At 70.1% G+C, this 18,178-nt stretch carries 12 protein-coding genes; 4 read left to right on the plus strand and 8 right to left on the minus strand.

The genetic code is table 11. The features are described from left to right. Nucleotides 1–91: 91 nt before the first annotated feature. Complete coding sequence (locus AB0N07_RS37350; RefSeq protein WP_365842986.1) at nt 92–1,744, minus strand: PucR family transcriptional regulator; 1,653 nt, start codon at nt 1,742–1,744, stop codon at nt 92–94. Between the two features lie 82 nt (nt 1,745–1,826). Between AB0N07_RS37350 and AB0N07_RS37355 the strand changes: the two genes are divergently transcribed. Then, complete coding sequence (locus AB0N07_RS37355; RefSeq protein ID WP_365842988.1) at nt 1,827–2,876, plus strand: LLM class F420-dependent oxidoreductase; 1,050 nt, start codon at nt 1,827–1,829, stop codon at nt 2,874–2,876. Here AB0N07_RS37355 and AB0N07_RS37360 read toward each other — a convergent pair. From AB0N07_RS37360 to AB0N07_RS37390, 7 genes are all read right to left on the minus strand, one after another. Then, nucleotides 2,863–4,245 (minus strand): FAD-binding oxidoreductase, encoded by a 1,383-nt coding sequence (locus AB0N07_RS37360; RefSeq protein ID WP_365842990.1) that lies wholly within the window; start codon nt 4,243–4,245, stop codon nt 2,863–2,865. The two genes, AB0N07_RS37355 and AB0N07_RS37360, sit on opposite strands and share 14 nt — an antisense overlap. A gap of 188 nt (nt 4,246–4,433) precedes the next feature. After that, nucleotides 4,434–5,174 (minus strand): hypothetical protein, encoded by a 741-nt coding sequence (locus AB0N07_RS37365; protein WP_365842992.1) that lies wholly within the window; start codon nt 5,172–5,174, stop codon nt 4,434–4,436. A gap of 14 nt (nt 5,175–5,188) precedes the next feature. Then, a complete protein-coding gene (locus tag AB0N07_RS37370) occupies nt 5,189–6,970 on the minus strand; it encodes a TniQ family protein (protein WP_365842994.1) in 1,782 nt (593 codons plus the stop codon). Next, a complete protein-coding gene (locus AB0N07_RS37375; protein ID WP_365842996.1) occupies nt 6,967–8,109 on the minus strand; it encodes a TniB family NTP-binding protein in 1,143 nt (380 codons plus the stop codon). Before AB0N07_RS37375 ends, AB0N07_RS37370 begins: the two co-directional genes overlap by 4 nt. After that, nucleotides 8,096–10,252 carry a transposase gene (locus AB0N07_RS37380; RefSeq protein ID WP_365842998.1) on the minus strand — a complete coding sequence of 719 codons (2,157 nt, stop codon included), beginning with the start codon at nt 10,250–10,252 and terminating at the stop codon, nt 8,096–8,098. Before AB0N07_RS37380 ends, AB0N07_RS37375 begins: the two co-directional genes overlap by 14 nt. Continuing rightward, the gene (locus tag AB0N07_RS37385) at nt 10,249–10,977 is read right to left on the minus strand and encodes a TnsA-like heteromeric transposase endonuclease subunit (RefSeq protein ID WP_365843000.1); all 729 of its coding nucleotides are present in this window, start codon (nt 10,975–10,977) and stop codon (nt 10,249–10,251) included. Before AB0N07_RS37385 ends, AB0N07_RS37380 begins: the two co-directional genes overlap by 4 nt. A 217-nt stretch (nt 10,978–11,194) precedes the next feature. Beyond that, nucleotides 11,195–12,997 carry a glycoside hydrolase family 15 protein gene (locus AB0N07_RS37390; protein ID WP_365843037.1) on the minus strand — a complete coding sequence of 601 codons (1,803 nt, stop codon included), beginning with the start codon at nt 12,995–12,997 and terminating at the stop codon, nt 11,195–11,197. Nucleotides 12,998–13,466: 469 nt separating this feature from the next. On the opposite strand from AB0N07_RS37390, the gene AB0N07_RS37395 reads away from it, so the two are divergent. The 3 genes from AB0N07_RS37395 (at nt 13,467) to AB0N07_RS37405 (ending at nt 18,075) form a co-directional block, all read left to right on the plus strand. Continuing rightward, on the plus strand, nt 13,467–15,116 hold the full coding sequence (locus tag AB0N07_RS37395) for a CTP synthase (RefSeq protein WP_365843002.1): 1,650 nt from the start codon (nt 13,467–13,469) through the stop codon (nt 15,114–15,116). A 96-nt stretch (nt 15,117–15,212) separates the two neighbouring features. Continuing rightward, a complete protein-coding gene (locus tag AB0N07_RS37400; RefSeq protein WP_365843004.1) occupies nt 15,213–15,839 on the plus strand; it encodes an NUDIX hydrolase in 627 nt (208 codons plus the stop codon). Between the two features lie 163 nt (nt 15,840–16,002). Next, a complete protein-coding gene (locus AB0N07_RS37405) occupies nt 16,003–18,075 on the plus strand; it encodes a tetratricopeptide repeat protein (RefSeq protein WP_365843006.1) in 2,073 nt (690 codons plus the stop codon). Nucleotides 18,076–18,178: the final 103 nt, after the last annotated feature.

The following is an 18,178-nucleotide window of genomic DNA, read 5'->3' on the forward strand; positions in this document are numbered from 1 at the left end:
CACCGAAGAACAGCACCGCTGTCACCAGCACAGCCATGATCCGAAACAGAACACAGCTCACGTGGCGAAGCGAGACCTCAAGACCGGCTCACTAGGGGGCGTGCCTACGTGCGCGCAGTGCCAGGCTCAACGCCAGTACCGTCTGCGGGTCGTCGAGGTCCGTGCCGAGCAACTCGCCGATGCGAGCCAGGCGGTTGTAGAGGGTCTGCCGGTTGAGGTGGAGTTCGCGGGCCGTCTCCGCCTTGCGGCCCGCATGCGCCAGGTACGTCTCCAGGGTGGGCAGCAGGGGCGGCTTGGAGCGGTTGTCGTGGTCGCGGAGCGGGCCGATCGCACGGTCCACGAAGGCCGCCAGGTCGGGGTGGTCGCGCAGCCGCCACAGCAGCAGGTCGATGTCGAGACGTCGGGCGTCGTACCAGGGGCGGTCCGAGAGTCCCTGCGCCGCCGTCGCAGTCTCCGCCGCGTGCCTCAGGCTCGCCGACGCCGCCGCCCAGCCGCCCGCCACCCCGACGACCACCACCGGCGGCTGCGCCCCCGGCCGCTGCATCCCGGCCCGCTCCACGCCCGCCCGCAGCGCCGCCGCGACCCGGTCCGCGACCGCCGACCGCTCCGCCTCCGCGCGCAGGCCCAGCAGCAACGGCACGCGGCCCTCGACGGGCCGTACGCCCAACAGGACCGGAACCCCCACCGAGGCCAGCTCCTCGGCGACCGCGCGGGCCAGCACCGCCCAGCCCCCGCCCGGCGACAGTGTGTCGCCCAGCCGCATCACCACCGGCAGCAGCGGGCTGTTGCCGGGCCTGAAGCCCAGCACGCGCGCCTGCGCGGGCGCGTCCTCCGCGGCGATACGGCCCTCGGCGAGATCGGTGAGGAAGTCCCCGCGGCCGCGCGCCGCCAGCTCCTCCTCCTGCCGGGCCTGCATCAGGACGACGGCCAGGATGCCGGCCGCCCGCTCGGCCGCGATGCGGTGCACGGGGGCCAGCGGGGCACGTACGGGGAGGAGGACCAGGCGGGCGCGTACCGAAGCCGTTCCCGGGCCGCCTCCGGGCACGTCCACGAGGACCGACCCCGACGGCGGCGGGGCGTCCTTGTGCCCGCGCAGCCCCTCCCACACCTGGAGCGGGTCCGCGCCCTCGGGGCCGGCCCCGGCGGCGTACAGCAGCTGCCCGTCCGTCGTCTCCAGGAAGACCGGGTTGCCGCTGAAGTCGGCGAGGATGCCCAGCACCTGGGGCACCCCGCCGCCGCCCAGCAGGGCCTCGGTACAGCGGCGGTGCACCTCCTCGGCCCGCTGCAGCAGCGCGTAGTGGCCGTTGACGATCTCGGTGTGGACCTCCTCCGTGACCGCCACGAAGGGCACCTCGCGGTGCAGCTGGACCAGCGGGAGCCCGGCCGCGCGCGCCGTGTCGACGAGCGCGGCGGGCAGCCGGGCGAAGCGCGGGCCGAGCTCCACGACGAGGGCCGCGATACCGCGCTCGGCCAGGGTGCGCACGAACGCCCGCTGCTCGGCCGGCCGGGTGCCGAGACCGTAGCCCGTGGTCAGCAGCAGCTCGCCGCCCTTCAGCAGGGAGGCGATGTGCGGCACCTCGCCCGCGTGCACCCAGCGCACCGTGCGCTGCAGCCGGTCGGCGCCCGCGAGGACCTCAGGCAGCCCACTGCGCAGACCAGGCAGCTCCAGCGCCCGCTGCACGGTGATCCCGGCCCCGTGGGTGTCGAATCTGCTGCCCGTACCGCTGTCCGTACTGCTGTCCATGAGCCGGACGCTACCCGCGCGTGTGCCTCCGGGACATCTCCGGACGGGGTTGGGGCCCCGACGGCCGGGTAGCGGCCGGGGCATGGACTTCAGCGTGGTTGCCGTGGGGCGGGAGGACGACGGTCCGGTGGACGAGCCGCTGCGGGTGGCGGCGCTCGCCGACCGGCTCGGTTACCGGGAGGTGTGGGCCGGTGAGGGGCCGACCTGGGACTCCTTCGTGCTGGCCGCCGCGATCGGCGCGGTCACCGAACGGGCCGCACTGACCGCCGGGCCCGTCCCGGTGTCCGTGCGCGACCCGTACACCCTCGCCCGCGGTACCGCGTCGGTCGCGGCCGTCACCGGTCGCGCCGTCGGCGTGGCGCTGGGCACCTCCAGCAGGAGGGTCGTCGAGGGCGTGCACGGGCGGCCCCGGGTGCGCCCCGCGGCCGTACTGGAGGAGACGGCGGTAGCGGTGCGGGGGCTGCTCCACGCCCCGCCGGGGGAGCCCGTCGTGCCCGGCAGCGCCTTCCGGCGCCGTCTTGCGCCGCCCGGCGGTGCGCTCACCGTCGCCGCGTTCGGTGACCGGGCGATCGCCACCGGCGCCGCACACGCCGACCGCATGCTGCTCGACATCGTCACCCCGGAGCAGGTGCGCGAACTGCGCGCCAAGCTGGTGGCGGCGGCCGAGAAGGTGGGCCGTACGCCGCCCACGCTCGCCGCCTGGCTGCCTGCCGCCGTCGATCCGGAGCCGGAGTCCCTCGCCCAGGTCCTGCGGAGCGTCGCCGGGTATCTGACCGTGCCGGGCTACGGCGACGTGTTCACGGCGGCGGGCTTCGGGGAGGCGGTGGAGCCGGCCGCGACCGGTGCCGATCCCGACGTCCTGGTGCGTGCCCTGCCGGCCGAAGCCGCGGGCATGGTCGGCCTGGTCGGCGATCGAGATGCCGTACGCACCCGTATCGGCGCCTACGCCGAGGCCGGGCTGGACGAGATCGCCCTCGTGCCGGCGACGGCCGGCGATCCGGCGGGGAGCGCACGCTGGAGGCGGTCGGGGCCTGGTGCTGACCCGGGTCCGGGCCGGCTCGGCACCCACGGTCGCCCAGCCACCGAAGCCGATTCGACCGGCGTTCGGGCGCGGGCCCTCAGGCCGGCCTGATGTTGTGGTTGAAGCGGAAGACGTTGTCCGGGTCGTAGTGCCGCTTCAGCTCGCACAGCCGCCGGGTGTTCTCCGCGCCCAAACCGGCGACCACACGCTCGGGACCCTCGTCGCCGATGAAGTTGAGGTAGACCGCGCCGGTGCTCCACGGACGGACGTCGGCGCGCACGTCCCGCACCCACCGCAGGCACCGCTCGTCGTCCGCCGGGTCCTGCCAGATACCGAAGGGGTGCACCGCCCACGGCGCGTCGCGATAGGGCACGGGGTACTCGTGCGGACCGTCCGCGATCGCGCCGCCCTGGGGGAGCAGCACGTGCCGGGTGCCGGTCGGCACGGGCACCGAGTCCCCGCGGGCGCAGTAGACGTCCACGAGTTCGTCGGGCAGACCCGTCAGATACTCCGCCGACCAGTAGTTCCGCAGGTCCGGTGGGTCGTCGAACATGGTCTGGAAGTCGGCGTACGGGATCGCGCCGACGATCTCCGCCTCGTGCGGCAGCGCAAGCAACGGCTCGGCCAGCTTCCGCATGTCCGCCTCACCGCCGGCGTACGTGACCAGTGCTGCGCACATCAACGTGCCGACCCGGTGCGACGGTACGAACTCCTCGGGCGGCCCGGTGAAGTAGAGGACGGCGCCGGACGCCTCCACCGGGGCGGCCGTGATGATCTCGCGGTAGGTGCGCACCACCTCGCGGCCGAAGGCAGGCAGGTACAACACGAACGCGACGGAGAACAGGGGCAGTTCGTGCAGCTTCAGGGTCAGCGCGGTGACGACACCGAAGTTGCCGCCCCCGCCGTGCAGGCCCCAGAACAGCTCGGGGTTCTCGTCGGCGTTCGCGTGGACCCGCTCGCCGTCGGCGGTGACCAGCTCGACGCCGAGCAGATTGTCGACGGCCAGTCCGCACCAGCGGTCCAGCCAGCCCGTGCCGCCGCCCAGGACATAGCCGCCGACACCGGTCGTCGAGGCCCGGCCGCCGGTGGTCGCCAGGCCGTACGGCTCGGTCGCGCGGTCCAGGTCGCTCATGGTGGCACCGCCCGCGATCCGCACCGCCTCGGCCGCGGGGTCCACGGTGACGGCGCGCATATGGCGCAGGTCCACGACCAGCCCGCCGTCGTTCACCGCCGTGCCCGCCACGCTGTGCCCGCCACCGCGCACGGCGATCTTCAGATCCAGCTCCCGGCCGAAGCGCACAGCCCGTACGACATCGGCCTCGTCCACGCACTGCGCGATCACCACCGGCCGCCGGTCGATCAGCGCGTTGAAGACCGCCCGGGCCTCGTCGTAGCCGACATCCCCCGGGGCGAACACATCGCCGACCAGATCCTCGCGCAGCGCGACGAGGGCCGCGCCCGCCTTCGATGGGGAAGCCATGGGGCGCCCCCTTCCGTACAGGGGCTGTTGGCTCCAGCGTAGGCGGGCCCGGCTCGGCGGTCCTGTTGTAGGTTCCCTTCGCTGTTGGCCACTGGCTGTGCAGTGACCTGCAGGTTCCGATGCCGGTTCCACGGGTTTGTCCACGGTTCTGTCCCATGGGCGTGTCCTTTTCCTCCGGGCTGTCCCGTTCACTCGGTCTCCGTGAGCTGTGTGAGAGACGGTTGGAGCCGGTGTGCGAGTGCGGGGTCCCAGAGTTCGATCTCGGCGGAGAGCAGGCTGAGGGCGGCCTTGAGCGCTCTGCGAAGTTCTTGCTCGGTGAGCGAGTGGATGAGCGTCGCTTCCAGTGGTGTTGTCAGGTGATCGGGCAGCAGGTGGGCGCCCTTGGCGTAGGAGGTGGGGTGGCCCAGTCGGAGGCAGGCCAGGGTGATCAGGTGGTTGCGTAGGGCGCTGATCCAGTGCTCGGCCTGCCACCTTCGGTCTCTTGCGATGCAGGTCCGGGCGTGCAGTGCGTGGTGCCAGGACAGCCCGATCAGTGTGTCCGGGTCGGGTGCGGCGAAGGGTTCGAGGTCTGTTGTCTGGCCGAAGACGGTGTGCCATTGAGGGCCGCGCGGGCCGAACGCGGATTCCGGGGAGAAGGTGAGGTCGATCTCCAGCCAGTCGGGGAGGAGGAAGACGCGGATGGTGCTGGGCGGCGAAGCGAGGTCCCAGTGGTGCAGGGCGCTGAACTCGTCGTAGAGCCGTTTGCTCCAGGCATCGACGGCCGGAGCGAGATCGCCGCGGACAGCGAGAACCAGGTCGATGTCCGACCAGTTGTCACCTTGCCCGGCCGCGTGTGAACCGGTGAGTGCGGCGCCCGTGATGGAGTCGTCGGTCTTGGCGAGGCTGAGCAGGCGTTCCCGGACTTGGTCCTTTTTGTGAGCAGGCAGCATCGGGTCCTCTTCGTTCAGTGATTCTGTATGTGCTGACCGGCGGCCTGGATGGCGGGCGGGGTCAGCGAGTAGTAGGTGCGGCCTCGGCCGCCGTTTGGCCGTTCGGCAGGGGGTTCGCGTCGGCTGGTGAGCCAGCCGGCCTGTTCGAGGCGCTTGAGCTGCTTGAAGATCGTGTTCGTCGGAATCCCGGTGGTGGCGTGGATCTGCGCCATGCAGTTCTCCTGGTCTGTGCGAGTGAAGAGGTGTCTCAGGAGCGGCAGCATGGGCGGAGGGATGTGGAGTCGGCCGCCATGTTGGGAGCGGGCATGAAGATCGGTCAGCGCGCCGCGTTCACCGTCGGCCGTGGCGATTGCGGAATTGATTGCGTCTTGGTCGGGGATTTTCTCGATTTTCGATCCGAGAGCTGTGTGTATGAGTTCCTGAACGTCATCGCGGTCGAGGTCACGTAGGAGACGGACCCCTCGTCTGGTCGGGCTCTGTGGCGTGTGCCGGACCGAGCGGCGGAACAGTTCGGTTCCGACAGCGCATTCCAGCTGGTCGAGTTGCATGGTGAGCGTGCCCGGTTGGACGCCGAGGTAGCCGGCGCTGCTGGTGAGGGTGGGGAAGAATATGCTGATCTGGAAACGGTGTAGGCGGAGCCAGCCGTGAAGTGTCTTTTCCGCTGCTGCTCGGATGTCGGGCGGGATTGATGTATCGAGATTCTTGATGAGGGCGGAACTGCATCGGCCTGGTGCCCGGCGCGGGATACCGAGCTGTTCGAGCCGGCGGTGGACGGCATGGGTGTGGGTTCCGAATTCCTGGGCGATGTCAGGACCGGTCCGTTTGCGTGTGACATATTGCTCGCGGAGCCAGTCGTCGTTGAAGGCCGGTGGGCGAGGTCCGCGGAAAATATGGACGCCGAGACTCTTGGTGTGGCGGATCACGTGCGCGACGGGCAGGCCGAGTTCTCTGGAGATCACGGCGAGACTTTTTGTGCCCTCGGTGTACTCGCGCTGCAGGAATTCGGGCGTCAGAACGCGGACACGGCGGTCGTGGAAGCGCCAGCTGCCCAGCGCCGACTGTGAGTCGGTGGCGTCCGTGAACGCGGATTCCCAGGCGGAACGGCAGGCGGGACTCATCGCCCGCAGACCGGACGGCCGCAGGACGCCGGCGAGCGCGGACAGCAGGCGGTCCACCTCGGCGAAGACGGCGTCAGCGGAGGTGAACGGATGGAGAGTGATGCTGTTGATCTCGGTTTGAGTCTGGACGATCGGATGGCCGTGACCAAGGCTGAGCTGCGGCGCGCTGCCCAGGTCGGCGCCGCAGACGTTTCTCCCGCCGGTCCGGCGCATGCAGTGTCCCGGCAGATGCAGGTGCACCGCCCGGGGCAGGAAGTAGCGGGGTTCGCGACCACAGCTCGGACAGACGCGGTGGAGTAGGACGTGGTGCTTGGTGCAGGCGAAAGCCCACGGCAGCCACCAGAGCGCTGGCCAGCGGCCCTCGCCGTCGTGCAGGCATTGCGGGCAGAAGCGCCAGCCGGGTGCCCGGCGGCCGAAGATCTCGATGGGCAGGACGGCATCGTCGAGCTGGCGGGCAGGCAGCGCCACCCGCTGTTCCAGCCGCCGCAGTGCCCCCTCGGGCAGGGAGGTGAGCATTCGGCTCGTTCGTTCCCGGGCCGGTACTTCTGGCAGGCCCAGGGCATCCAGCAGAGCCGAGAGGGACGTCAAGGAGCGCCGGGCGAGCGCCTCCAGCCAGCTGTCCAGGCTTTCCCCGGGCTGTGGGAGGACGCGGATCGCCAGGGTGCGCAGCTCTCTCATGCCGCCTTCTTCCCGGGCCGGCTGACCAGCCGGCTGGAGGTGAGGGCGTGCTGGAGTTCCTCGCGGGCCTGCTCGGCCGCCGCGTCGTTCTTGACCTGGTCCAGCAGTTCCTTGTCGAGGCGTTCGGCGCCGCTGCGTACGGCCCTCTGGCAGCCGCGGTTGATCAGTGTCATGAGCGAGCCGATGTGTCCGGTGCTGCGGGCGAAGAGCTCGTCGGACAGGTCATCCGCGATCATGCCCGGGTAGTTGTCCGCGAGGACGACGCGTTGCTCGATCGCGAGGAGGGTGTCACGCCAGCCGGTGCGTCCCTCCTCGGAGGAGATGGTGAACGGGTCCATGTTGAGCCGGGTGGTGCGGCGTCCGGTCTGCGCGAGAACCGCGTCCTCGTAGCTTGAGCCTTCGCTGAACAGGCCCCGTTTCTCCAGGCCGACACCGATCATGAGCAACGTGACCGGGAATTCGTTGGCGATGTATTTGAAGTGGTTGCTGACTTCGATCCCGTTCTTGTGGCGCCACTTCAGGAAGTGAAGGTCGTCCACGATCAGGAGCTTTGTTTCTGCCGAAAGAACTGAATCGAGGGCGCGGTAGCCGAACTCGGCGGCGGTCCCGCGGAAACGGCCGGGATGTGCGAAGTATTCCAGAATTGACCGGTTGAAGTCGCGCATACCGGTGTTGCTGGTCAAGCCGACACGGCAGACAGGCCAGCGTTCGTGCCCCTCGTCGGTGTATTTCCCATCTTCTTGGATGATGCGTCGGTGGACCTTTTTGGCGAAGGCGAGCACGGCTGTGGTCTTCCCGAGTCCGGGGAAGGCATCGAGGGCGATTCCGCCCTTGACTTTGTCGCTGTCCTGGTCGTTGCTGTCGAAGATGTCCCAGAGGTCTTCGTGCAGGGCTTTCATCTGCGGGGTCCCCAGCGGGCCGAGGTTCGCGTGCCATTTGCGGCGGACGCGGTTGTATTCGGCAAGGGCCCCCTCGCCCAGCTTCTTCAGCTCGCGGCGGGACAGATGCTCCGGACGCTTCCTGCGCGGGGCCTCGGCGAGGCGGCCGAAGCCTTCCTTGCGGGACAGCGTGAGGTGATCCAGCCGGGAGCGCAGATCGGCTTCCTCGGCCTGTGCGCGGGCCGGCTTACTCGTCGTCATCGATGTCCTTCAAGGCCGTTGCGTAGAAGTCGAGTTCCTCTTCCAGTTCCTCCAGGCCGTCGGCGTCGTCATCGCCCGCCTCCGGCTCCTGGACCTGGATCGCCTCGATCGCCGGAGACGCCGACTGCTCGGGAAGGGACAGCACCCGGGCGACCGACGGCAGCGAACTGACGTCGTCGACCGGCTGCTCGGGAAGGTCCAGGGCGACCTGTTCGCGGGAGAGCCGCAGCGCCATCCGCCGTTCGACCAGGGAAGTACCCAGCCCCAGATTCCACCGTTTCAGCAGCAGGGCGATGGCGAGCCGGTCGTCGGGATAGGTGTACTCCTTCGCGGCAAGGCTCCGGGCGAACTGGAATGCTTCGTCGCTCAGCGGCATGGCCAGGCTCGGCGCGTGCTCCCAGCGAAGGGTGTGCCAGACGCGCTCGTCGTCACGGAAATGGATCCGGGTGACGTCGTCGGGGTCGGCGAAGAACGGCAGCCGCCGTTTGTCCAGGCCGATGTCGGAGCCGGCCATGTCCCGCAGCCCGTCGAGGCACCCGCCGTTGTAGCGGCGGCCGTCGATCTCGACGCCGTAGTGCTGGACGGTCCGCATCGTGACGTCGAGGAACTCGAAGGCCAGGTTCGGGTCGCGGGGCACCTCGATGTAGCCCGCCCGCGCGAGCCCGTGCTCGAACATCACCGCCGGCGACAACTCCACCTTCGGCAGGTGCGGATCGACGAGACCCGTGTGTGGCCTGCGGTGATACGTCACCGCCGTCCACTCGCGGACAATCGCCTCAAGCTCGTGATGGAAGAAGAAGGCGTCCTTCTGCGGGTTCAGCCCGCGCGAGTGGACGTCCGGCCCCTTGTAGCCGGGCAGCCGCTGCAGCAGGTCTTCCCGCAGGGTGCGGAAATACCGCTCCACGGGCCCCTTGTCCCGGCCCGTGCGCAGCCTCGCCGGCTGCACCGAGATCCCCATCCGGCGGCAGACGCTGGTCAGATGCGCCGACAGGTAGATCTTGCCGTGGTCGACGATCAACGTCTCCGGCGCCACCTTCGGGCCCCAGGCCCCGGTGACGGGCCCGTGGACGGCCTCGGCCTCCACCAGCACCCCGCGCGGAATGCCGTGCTCGGGCCAGGCAGCCTCCCTCGGCCAGCTCTCCGGAACCGGCTGAGGACGGTATGCCTGATAGAGGACGGCCGCCGCGTCGATCGCCTTCGTCGACACCGGCGTCACCCGCAGACCGATGATGCAGCGGGTGTACCAGTCCATCGCGATGGTCAGTTCCGCCTGCATCCACCGCAGCGTCACCGGGTCGAGCGCGAACACGTCCAGCCGCGTGGTGTCCATCAGCACGTACTCGCCCGGCCGCGTGGGCCGCAGCTTCCCGTAGACCCCTTTGGGGCGGTCGGCGATATCCCGGTTGCGCTGCGTACTCAGCCGGAACGTGGGATGGCGCCGCTCGAGTTCCTGCATCCACCGATAGGCCGTTGTCTGCGGTGGCACCGGCACCTTGACCAGCTTGAACTTGGTCTTGACACGGGCTTCGACCTCCTCCAGCACCACCTTCACCGAAGGCCGCGACTCCTCCTCGTACTCGTTCAGCACCTCCACCGCGGTCTCGACCCAGCGCGGATCGGCATGGCTCAGCCCGCCGTCCGCCTTCGCGGTCTTCGACACCAGCCCGGCCTCGCCCAGCTCGCGGAAGACCTGTGCCCACCGACGCGTCGACCGGGCGGACACCCCCAGTTCCGCCGCCTTGGCCTCATACCGAGCCTGCAGCGGCAGGCCCGGGGCGTACTGAGGCTGCGGCTCGTCAGGGCGTGGAAGGTCCTCGCTGCCCGAGCGGTAGCCCGTCAGCATCTCCCGGACGTGCTCGGCCCGCTCCAGGACCTCCTTCTTCTCCTCCCTGGTCAGCCGATTCAGCACCACGGCTGCGACGTCCTCGTCATGGGAGGAAGACGGGCCCGACCCATCGTGCATCAGCTCGGCGCGATCCGAGGTCAGCAGCTCGCGCAGCGACATCCGGGCCAGCCGGTCCCGCCCGTCCCTGAGGACGACCTCCATGCCCGTGGCCAGGCTGGCGAACTCCACGACCTCGACCGTCTCACCGTCCAGCCGGAAGTGCGTCCCGACCCCCAGCTTCGTCCCCGCCCCCCTCATGCGACCCTCCGCAACACGTGCCCCGCGCCCAGCGGCCGGTCCAGCCCGGTCGTCACATGCCCGGACCACAGAAGGTGCAGCACCGCCGACTTCACCAGCGGCCGGGGACACTCCGGCAGCAGCCGGAAGGCATCGCCCAGCGAAATCCCGTCCAGATCAGCGGCCCGCAAAGCGGCCACCAGATCAGGGTCGAACAGCCAGGCGCGGCGGTAGCCGGCCAGGAACCGGACGTTCTCCAGCACCTGCGGATCCGGCTCGCTCCACACCTCGTACCGCCACCCGCGCGAAGTCACAGCCTCCCGCGTCCAGGCGAAGGTGAAGGCGACCTCCGGCTTCTCAAGCCGGCGGCGCGGCTTGACGTCCACGACCACCGGACCGTCGTCCGTCAGCAGCAGATAGTCCGGGATGTGCTTGCGGACCTTGCCGTCGATATCGGCCTTGAGGAGGAACGGCTGGGCGACGACGTGCCCCACCTCCGGGGCGAAGTCGGCGAACATCAGCCGCCCCAGCTCCAGCCGCGACTCGTAGATCACGTGATCGCCCACGGTGGCCGACCAGTACGTGCCCGAGTAGTGCTGCTGCCCCTTGAACCAGCGGAACGTCCGCCACGGCCGGGCCTCCCGCAGCAGCCCGAGCGGCACCGACCGCCACTCCAGGTCCTCCACCACGGCCTCGTCATCACGCCGGACACTCAGCCGTACCGGCGCAGCCACCGCTGTACCCATCGGACCACCAACCCCGCGATTCCCGAGGCGGCCCCACCGGCCGCCGAACGCTGGGGTCCTGCCCCGGTCAGCCCTGGAGACGACGACCGGGGGAGTCCTGTACACGAAGAGGGGAACTACTCGTCCACGGAGCATGATTTCCATCCCCGTGTCCTATTGGCCACGCGGTGGCCACTGCTGATGGAAAGTGGCCACGCGTTTTGGGAACCTACACTGTTCAGCCGCCGTAGGCTCCCGAGGCCGTCAGACGCAGTGCCGTGTCGATGAGTGGGACGTGGCTGAAGGCCTGCGGGAAGTTGCCGACCTGGCGCTGCAGGCGCGGGTCCCATTCCTCGGCGAGCAGACCGAGGTCGTTGCGGAGCGCGAGCAGCTTCTCGAACAGCTTGCGGGCCTCGTCCACGCGGCCGATCATCGCCAGGTCGTCCGCCATCCAGAACGAGCAGGCCAGGAACGCCCCTTCGTCACCGGGCAGGCCGTCGACGCCCTCGCTGGAACCCTCCGTCGGGTAGCGCAGGATGAAGCCGTCCGGCGTGGACAGCTCGCGCTGGATCGCCTCGATCGTGCCGATCACGCGCTTGTCGTCGGGGGGCAGGAAGCCCATCTGCGGGATCAGCAGCAGCGAGGCGTCCAGCTCCTTCGAGCCGTACGACTGCGTGAACGTGTTGCGCTCCTTGTCGTAGCCCTTCTCGCACACGTCCCGGTGGATGTCGTCGCGTAGTTCGCGCCAGCGCTCCAGCGGGCCGTCCGCGTCACCGGACTCGATGAGCTTGATCGTGCGGTCGACGGCGACCCAGGCCATGACCTTGGAGTGCACGAAGTGGCGGCGCGGGCCGCGCACCTCCCAGATGCCCTCGTCCGGCTCGTCCCAGTGCTGCTCCAGGTAGCGGATCAGCTTGAGCTGCAGGAGGGAGGCGTAGTCGCTGCGGGCGAGACCGGTCATGTGGCCGAGGTGCAGGGCCTCGGTGACCTCGCCGTACACGTCCAGCTGGAGCTGGTGGGCGGCGCCGTTGCCGACGCGCACCGGCGCGGAGTTCTCGTAGCCGGGCAGCCAGTCCAGCTCCGCCTCGCCGAGCTCGCGCTCGCCGGCGATGCCGTACATGATCTGCAGGTTCTCGGGGTCGCCGGCGACCGCCCGCAGCAGCCACTCGCGCCAGGCGCGGGCCTCCTCGCGGTAGCCGGTGCGCAGCAGCGAGGACAGGGTGATCGCCGCGTCGCGCAGCCAGGTGTAGCGGTAGTCCCAGTTGCGGACGCCGCCGATGTCCTCGGGCAGGGAGGTGGTGGGGGCGGCGACGATGCCGCCGGTCGGGGCGTACGTCAGGGCCTTCAGCGTGATCAGGGAGCGGACCACCGCCTCGCGGTACGGGCCGTGGTACGTGCAGTGCTCCACCCACTCCCGCCAGAAGTCCTCCGTCGCCTCCAGCGAGGCCTCCGGCTCCGGCAGCGGCGGCGGCTCCTTGTGCGAGGGCTGCCAGGAGATGGTGAAGGCGATGCGGTCACCGGGAGCGACCGTGAAGTCCGAGTACGTGGTCAGCGACTTGCCGTAGGTCTCGCACTCGGTGTCGTACCAGACCGAGTCCGGACCGGCCACGGCGACCGTGCGCCCGTCGTGCTTGTGCACCCACGGCACGACCCGGCCGTACGAGAAACGCATCCTGAGGGCCGAGCGCATCGGGACGCGGCCGGAGACGCCCTCGACGATGCGGATCAGCTGGGGGGCGCCGTCACGCGGGGGCATGAAATCGGTCACTCGGACCGTGCCGCGCGGGGTGTCCCACTCGGATTCCAGGATCAGGGAGTCGCCGCGGTAGCTGCGCCGGGCCGCCGTCGGGGGCTGCGCCTCGGACGCGTGGGCGGGGCCGAGCCGCCAGAATCCGTGTTCCTCGGTGCCCAGCAGGCCGGCGAAGATGGCGTGCGAGTCGAAGCGGGGCAGGCACAGCCAGTCCACTGTGCCGTCCCGGCAGACCAAGGCGGCGGTCTGCATGTCTCCGATGAGTGCGTAGTCTTCGATGCGCCCGGCCACGTGCAACTCCAGTCGAACGGCCACGTCACCCCCGTGAAGGAAGGGGGCTGTCGCTTATTGCGGTCAAGGGGTCGTTGTAATGCGTCGTTGAGCGGTGAAGCAAAGCAGTCGTCCTGGCCGTGTGGCAAAACGACAATTGATACTCAACGAACTGACGAGCTCTCGTTGTTCCGGTCATCACGTGCGGGGGTGGTGACGTGTACCCGGCCGGGCTCGGCAGCGAGTGTCCGAGCAGGATACGACGCACGTAGATGATCTGCGTGCCGCTCCGGACAACCCGACTGCGCCGAACGGGTGAGCATCGGGTGAGAAACACGAAGGACCGTGCGGGTCTGTGGTGACTCGTGCGCGGTGCGTGGCCGGAAGCCATCGCCTCCCGGCGCTGATACCCTGGTAGCCCGTGGACCGGTGGGCGAGAAATCCCCGGAACCGCACCTCGAACCGCGACCACGGGAGCCCCCTCTTGGCCATGCCGCCGAAATCTACGACGACCAAGCACATCTTCGTCACCGGGGGTGTCGCCTCCTCCCTGGGCAAGGGCCTCACGGCCTCCAGCCTGGGCATGCTCCTCAAGGCGCGGGGCCTGCGGGTCGTGATGCAGAAGCTCGACCCGTACCTGAACGTCGACCCGGGCACGATGAACCCCTTCCAGCACGGTGAGGTGTTCGTCACCAACGACGGCGCCGAGACGGACCTGGACATCGGCCACTACGAGCGTTTCCTCGACCGTGACCTGGACGGCTCCGCCAACGTCACCACAGGTCAGGTCTACTCGACGGTGATCGCCAAGGAGCGGCGCGGCGAGTACCTCGGCGACACCGTGCAGGTCATCCCGCACATCACCAACGAGATCAAGCACCGCATCCGGCGCATGGCGACCGACGAGGTCGACGTCGTCATCACGGAGGTCGGCGGCACGGTCGGCGACATCGAGTCGCTGCCGTTCCTGGAGACCGTCCGCCAGGTCCGTCACGAGGTCGGGCGTGACAACGTCTTCGTCGTCCACATCTCCCTCCTGCCCTACATCGGCCCGTCGGGAGAGCTGAAGACGAAGCCGACCCAGCACTCGGTTGCGGCCCTGCGGAACATCGGTATCCAGCCAGATGCGATCGTGCTGCGCTGCGACCGCGAGGTCCCCACCGCGATCAAGCGCAAGATCTCCCTGATGTGTGACGTCGACGAGGCCGCCGTGGTCGCCTGCCCCGACGCCCGCTCGATCTACGACATCCCCAAGACCGTGCACGGCGAGGGCCTGGACGCCTATGTCGTCCGCAAGCTGGACCTGCCGTTCCGCGACGTGGACTGGCGGACCTGGGACGACCTGCTCGACCGCGTCCACAACCCCGACCACGAGATCACCCTCGCGCTGGTCGGCAAGTACATCGACCTGCCCGACGCCTACCTCTCGGTCACCGAGGCGCTGCGCGCCGGCGGCTTCGCCAACCGGGCCCGTGTGAAGATCAAGTGGGTCACGTCCGACGACTGCAAGACCCCGGCCGGTGCCGCGGCGCAGCTCGGCGACGTCGACGGCATCTGCATCCCGGGCGGCTTCGGCGACCGCGGTGTGCTCGGCAAGGTCGGCGCGATCAAGTACGCCCGCGAGAACAAGATCCCGCTGCTCGGCCTCTGCCTGGGCCTGCAGTGCATCGTGATCGAGGCCGCGCGCAACCTGGCCGGCATCACCGACGCCAACTCCACCGAGTTCGACTCCGCCACCGGCCACCCGGTCATCTCCACCATGGCCGAGCAGCTCGACATCGTCGCCGGCGAGGGCGACATGGGCGGCACGATGCGGCTGGGCATGTACCCGGCCAAGCTGGCCGAGGGCTCGATCGTGCGCGAGGTCTACGACGGCAAGGAGTACGTCGAGGAGCGCCACCGGCACCGCTACGAGGTGAACAACGCCTACCGCGCGGAGCTGGAGAAGAAGGCGGGCATCCTGTTCTCCGGCACTTCGCCCGACGGCAAGCTCGTCGAGTACGTGGAGTACCCGCGCGAGACGCACCCTTACCTGGTGGCGACCCAGGCGCACCCCGAGCTGCGCTCCCGCCCGACCCGGCCGCACCCGCTGTTCGCGGGTCTGGTGAAGGCATCGGTCGAGCGGAAGAATTCCAAGTAACACACCAGTTGTACGGTGGCCGGGGCGCTCGCATTCAAAAGGTGAGCGCCCCGTTTCACTCGGCGTGTGCGGCAGAAGCGTGCGGAAGGACAGGGCATGACGATCAAGGACACCCCCGAGGCGTGGGAGATCCGGGCGACGGAGACCCCCTTCGTGGGCAACAAGACCTCCGTGCGCACGGACGACGTGGTCATGCCCGACGGACATGTGGCCCGCCGCGACTACCAGGTCCACCCCGGTTCGGTCGCCGTCGTGGCCCTCGACGAGGACGGCCGGGTCCTGCTCGTGCGCCAGTACCGCCACCCCGTGCGCCACAAGCTGTGGGAGATCCCGGCCGGTCTGCTCGACGTGCCCGGCGAGAACCCGCTGCACGCCGCCCAGCGCGAGCTGTACGAGGAGGCGCACGTCAAGGCCGAGGACTGGCGTGTGCTGACCGACGTCTACACCACCCCCGGCGGCTGCGACGAGGCCGTGCGCATCTTCCTCGCCCGCGATCTGTCCGAGGCCGAGGGCGACCGCTTCGAGGTCGAGCACGAAGAGGCCGACATGGAGATCGCGCGGGTGCCCCTCGAGGAGCTCGTACGGGGTGTCCTCGAGGGCGAGCTGCACAACAACTGCCTTGTCGTGGGCGTCCTTTCGCTGGTCGCCGCAGAGCAGGGCGACGGCCTAGACGCGCTGCGCCCCGCCGAGGCGCCGTGGCCCGCGCGTCCCTTCGAGTCCTGAACGCCGCCTCCCCCCGTACCGGTGTGACGATCTGCTGATCCGATCGGGGGATGTGCCCGCCGTGCTCCGCCAGGTTCGTTGCAGAGCGTGAACTAGGCTCTGTTCATGCCCGGTACCGGAGTCCCGGCGGGCTTGCGCGTGCGGTGGGACGGGAGTGTGGCCCGTGACGGATCAGGCGGTCAACACAGACGGTGTACGGCTGTCGGGGCACGCTGCTGACGAGAGCCGTTTCCTGGGCCGTACAAGGGAGTTGAAGGAACTCCGCGCCGACATCGAGCGCGCGGGCCTGGACACCCTCTCCGGCCGCAAGGCCCCACGCGCGCGCGTACTGCTCATCGCGGGCAGGCCCGGTTCCGGACGCACGGCCCTCGCCGAGGAACTGGTGCGGCAGGTTGCGGACCGTTACGGCGACGGAGTGCTCCGGGCGCGACTGAGCGAGCCCGACGGCACGCCCGTCCCGCTCGGGCAGACCGCCCGTGAACTGCTCGCCGCGCTGAAGCTGCCCACCCCCGCCGGAGCCGCCGCGGACGACCTGGCCGAGGCGCTGCGCACCGCCCTCGCCGACCGCCGGGCCCTGGTGCTGCTGGACGACGCGGCGGACGCCGAGCAGGTCGACGCCCTGCTGCCGGACACCCCGGACTGCCTGGTCGTGGCCGTGTCGAGCGGTCCCCTCACCGGTATCTCCGACGTCCGCCCCTGCACCCTCGGCGGCCTCGACACCAAGTCCGCCCTGGAGCTGCTCACCCGGCACACCGGCTCGGTCCGCATCACGGTCGACCCCCGTGCCGCCGAGGGCCTGGTCGAGGAGTGCCAGGGCCACCCCGCCGCGCTGACGCTGGCGGGCGGCTGGCTCGCCGCCCGCCCCAAGGCGGCCGTCGCCGACCTGGCCAAACATCTGCACACGGAGGGTGAGGGCACGCCCCTCAGCCGGGTCTTCGGGCTCGTCTACACCTCGCTGCCCGCGCCGTCCGCCCGGATGCTGCGGCTGCTCTCGCTCGCCCCGGCCGGCCTAGTCGACCCGCACACCGCGGCCTCGCTCGCCGGCTGCTCGGTCGGCGACGCCCATGCCGCGCTGGACGAGTTCGTCGCCCTCGGTCTGCTGCGGGTCGCGGACTCGCCGTTGCCGCAGTACGAGGTGCCGGGCTGTCTGCACCCCCTGCTGAAGACGCTCACCCAGAGCCAGGACCGCCCCGGCGAGGTGCAGCTGGCCCGCGCCCGCATGCTGGAGCGGACGGTACGGCTGCTGCAGTCGTGCCGGGTGATCACCGAGACGGACAGCCCCGAGGCGCGCGAGAAGCTCCAGGGCATGCCGCGCTCGCTGCGCTTCCCGAACCCCCGGGCCGCCGAGGAGTGGCTGCGCCTGCGCAGGCCCGCGCTGCTGGCCGCGGCCCGGCTGGCCGTCGCGGACGGGGAGCTGGACACCCTCGCCCGTCGGCTGATGTCCCAGCTGGTCAAGGCCATGGTCGCGCATTTCGGCACCCGGGCCGCCGCCCCCGACCTGTACGGCATCCACCGGCTCGTCCTGGACGTCGCCGAGCGACGGGACCTGCCTCGCGAGAAGGCCGCCGCACTGCTGAACCTCGGCGACCTGGACGCCCAGACCGGCCGCACGACGGAGGCGCTGGCGCGCTATCGGGCCGCGCTGGACGCCGGACGGGAGGCGAACGACCCCTACGCGAGCGGCCGCGCAATGGAATCCGTAGGCGGTGCGCATCTGGAGCTCGGGGACTACGACCGGGCCGCCGACTGGTTCGGCCGCGCGCTCGCCGAGCGCCTGGCCCGGGGTGAGCGTGCGGCCGCCGCCCGGCTCTACGGCCGTATCGCCGCGGCCCACACCTATGCGGGCCGCTACGGCGAGGCGCAGCGCGGCTGGCGCACGGCGATCGCCCGGCACCGCAAGAACGGCGACATCGCCTCCCACGCACGGGCGTTGAGCGAACTCGCGCGCGTCCAGGAGTACGCGGGACGGCCCGAGGAGTCGCTGCGCACCTGCCACGAGGCGGTGGAGTGGGCCCGGCGTGCCGAGGACGTACGACTGCAGGCGGCGCTGCAGCTGCGGCTCGCCGACACGCTGGAACGCCTGGGCGATCCCGCCTCCGCTCAGCTGCACCGGGGCACGGCCGAGCGGCTGCTGGGGGAGGAGCGCGAGGACGGTGAGCAGGAGCCTAAACCCCTTGATCCCTTGCAACAGGATGATGACACCTGCGAAATCCGTAGTACATCTGGCGAAGATTGATGCAATGAAAGGCTAGACAGAGAGAACGCCTTCATTAGACTGGCTCTGCCGCACCTTCTCCTGCGGTGTCTCCCGGTGTGCTCATGCATGCCCGGGTATGTGT

Origin of the sequence: Streptomyces sp. NPDC051172 (assembly GCF_040682555.1) — a bacterium.
Lineage (GTDB): Bacteria > Actinomycetota > Actinomycetes > Streptomycetales > Streptomycetaceae > Streptomyces.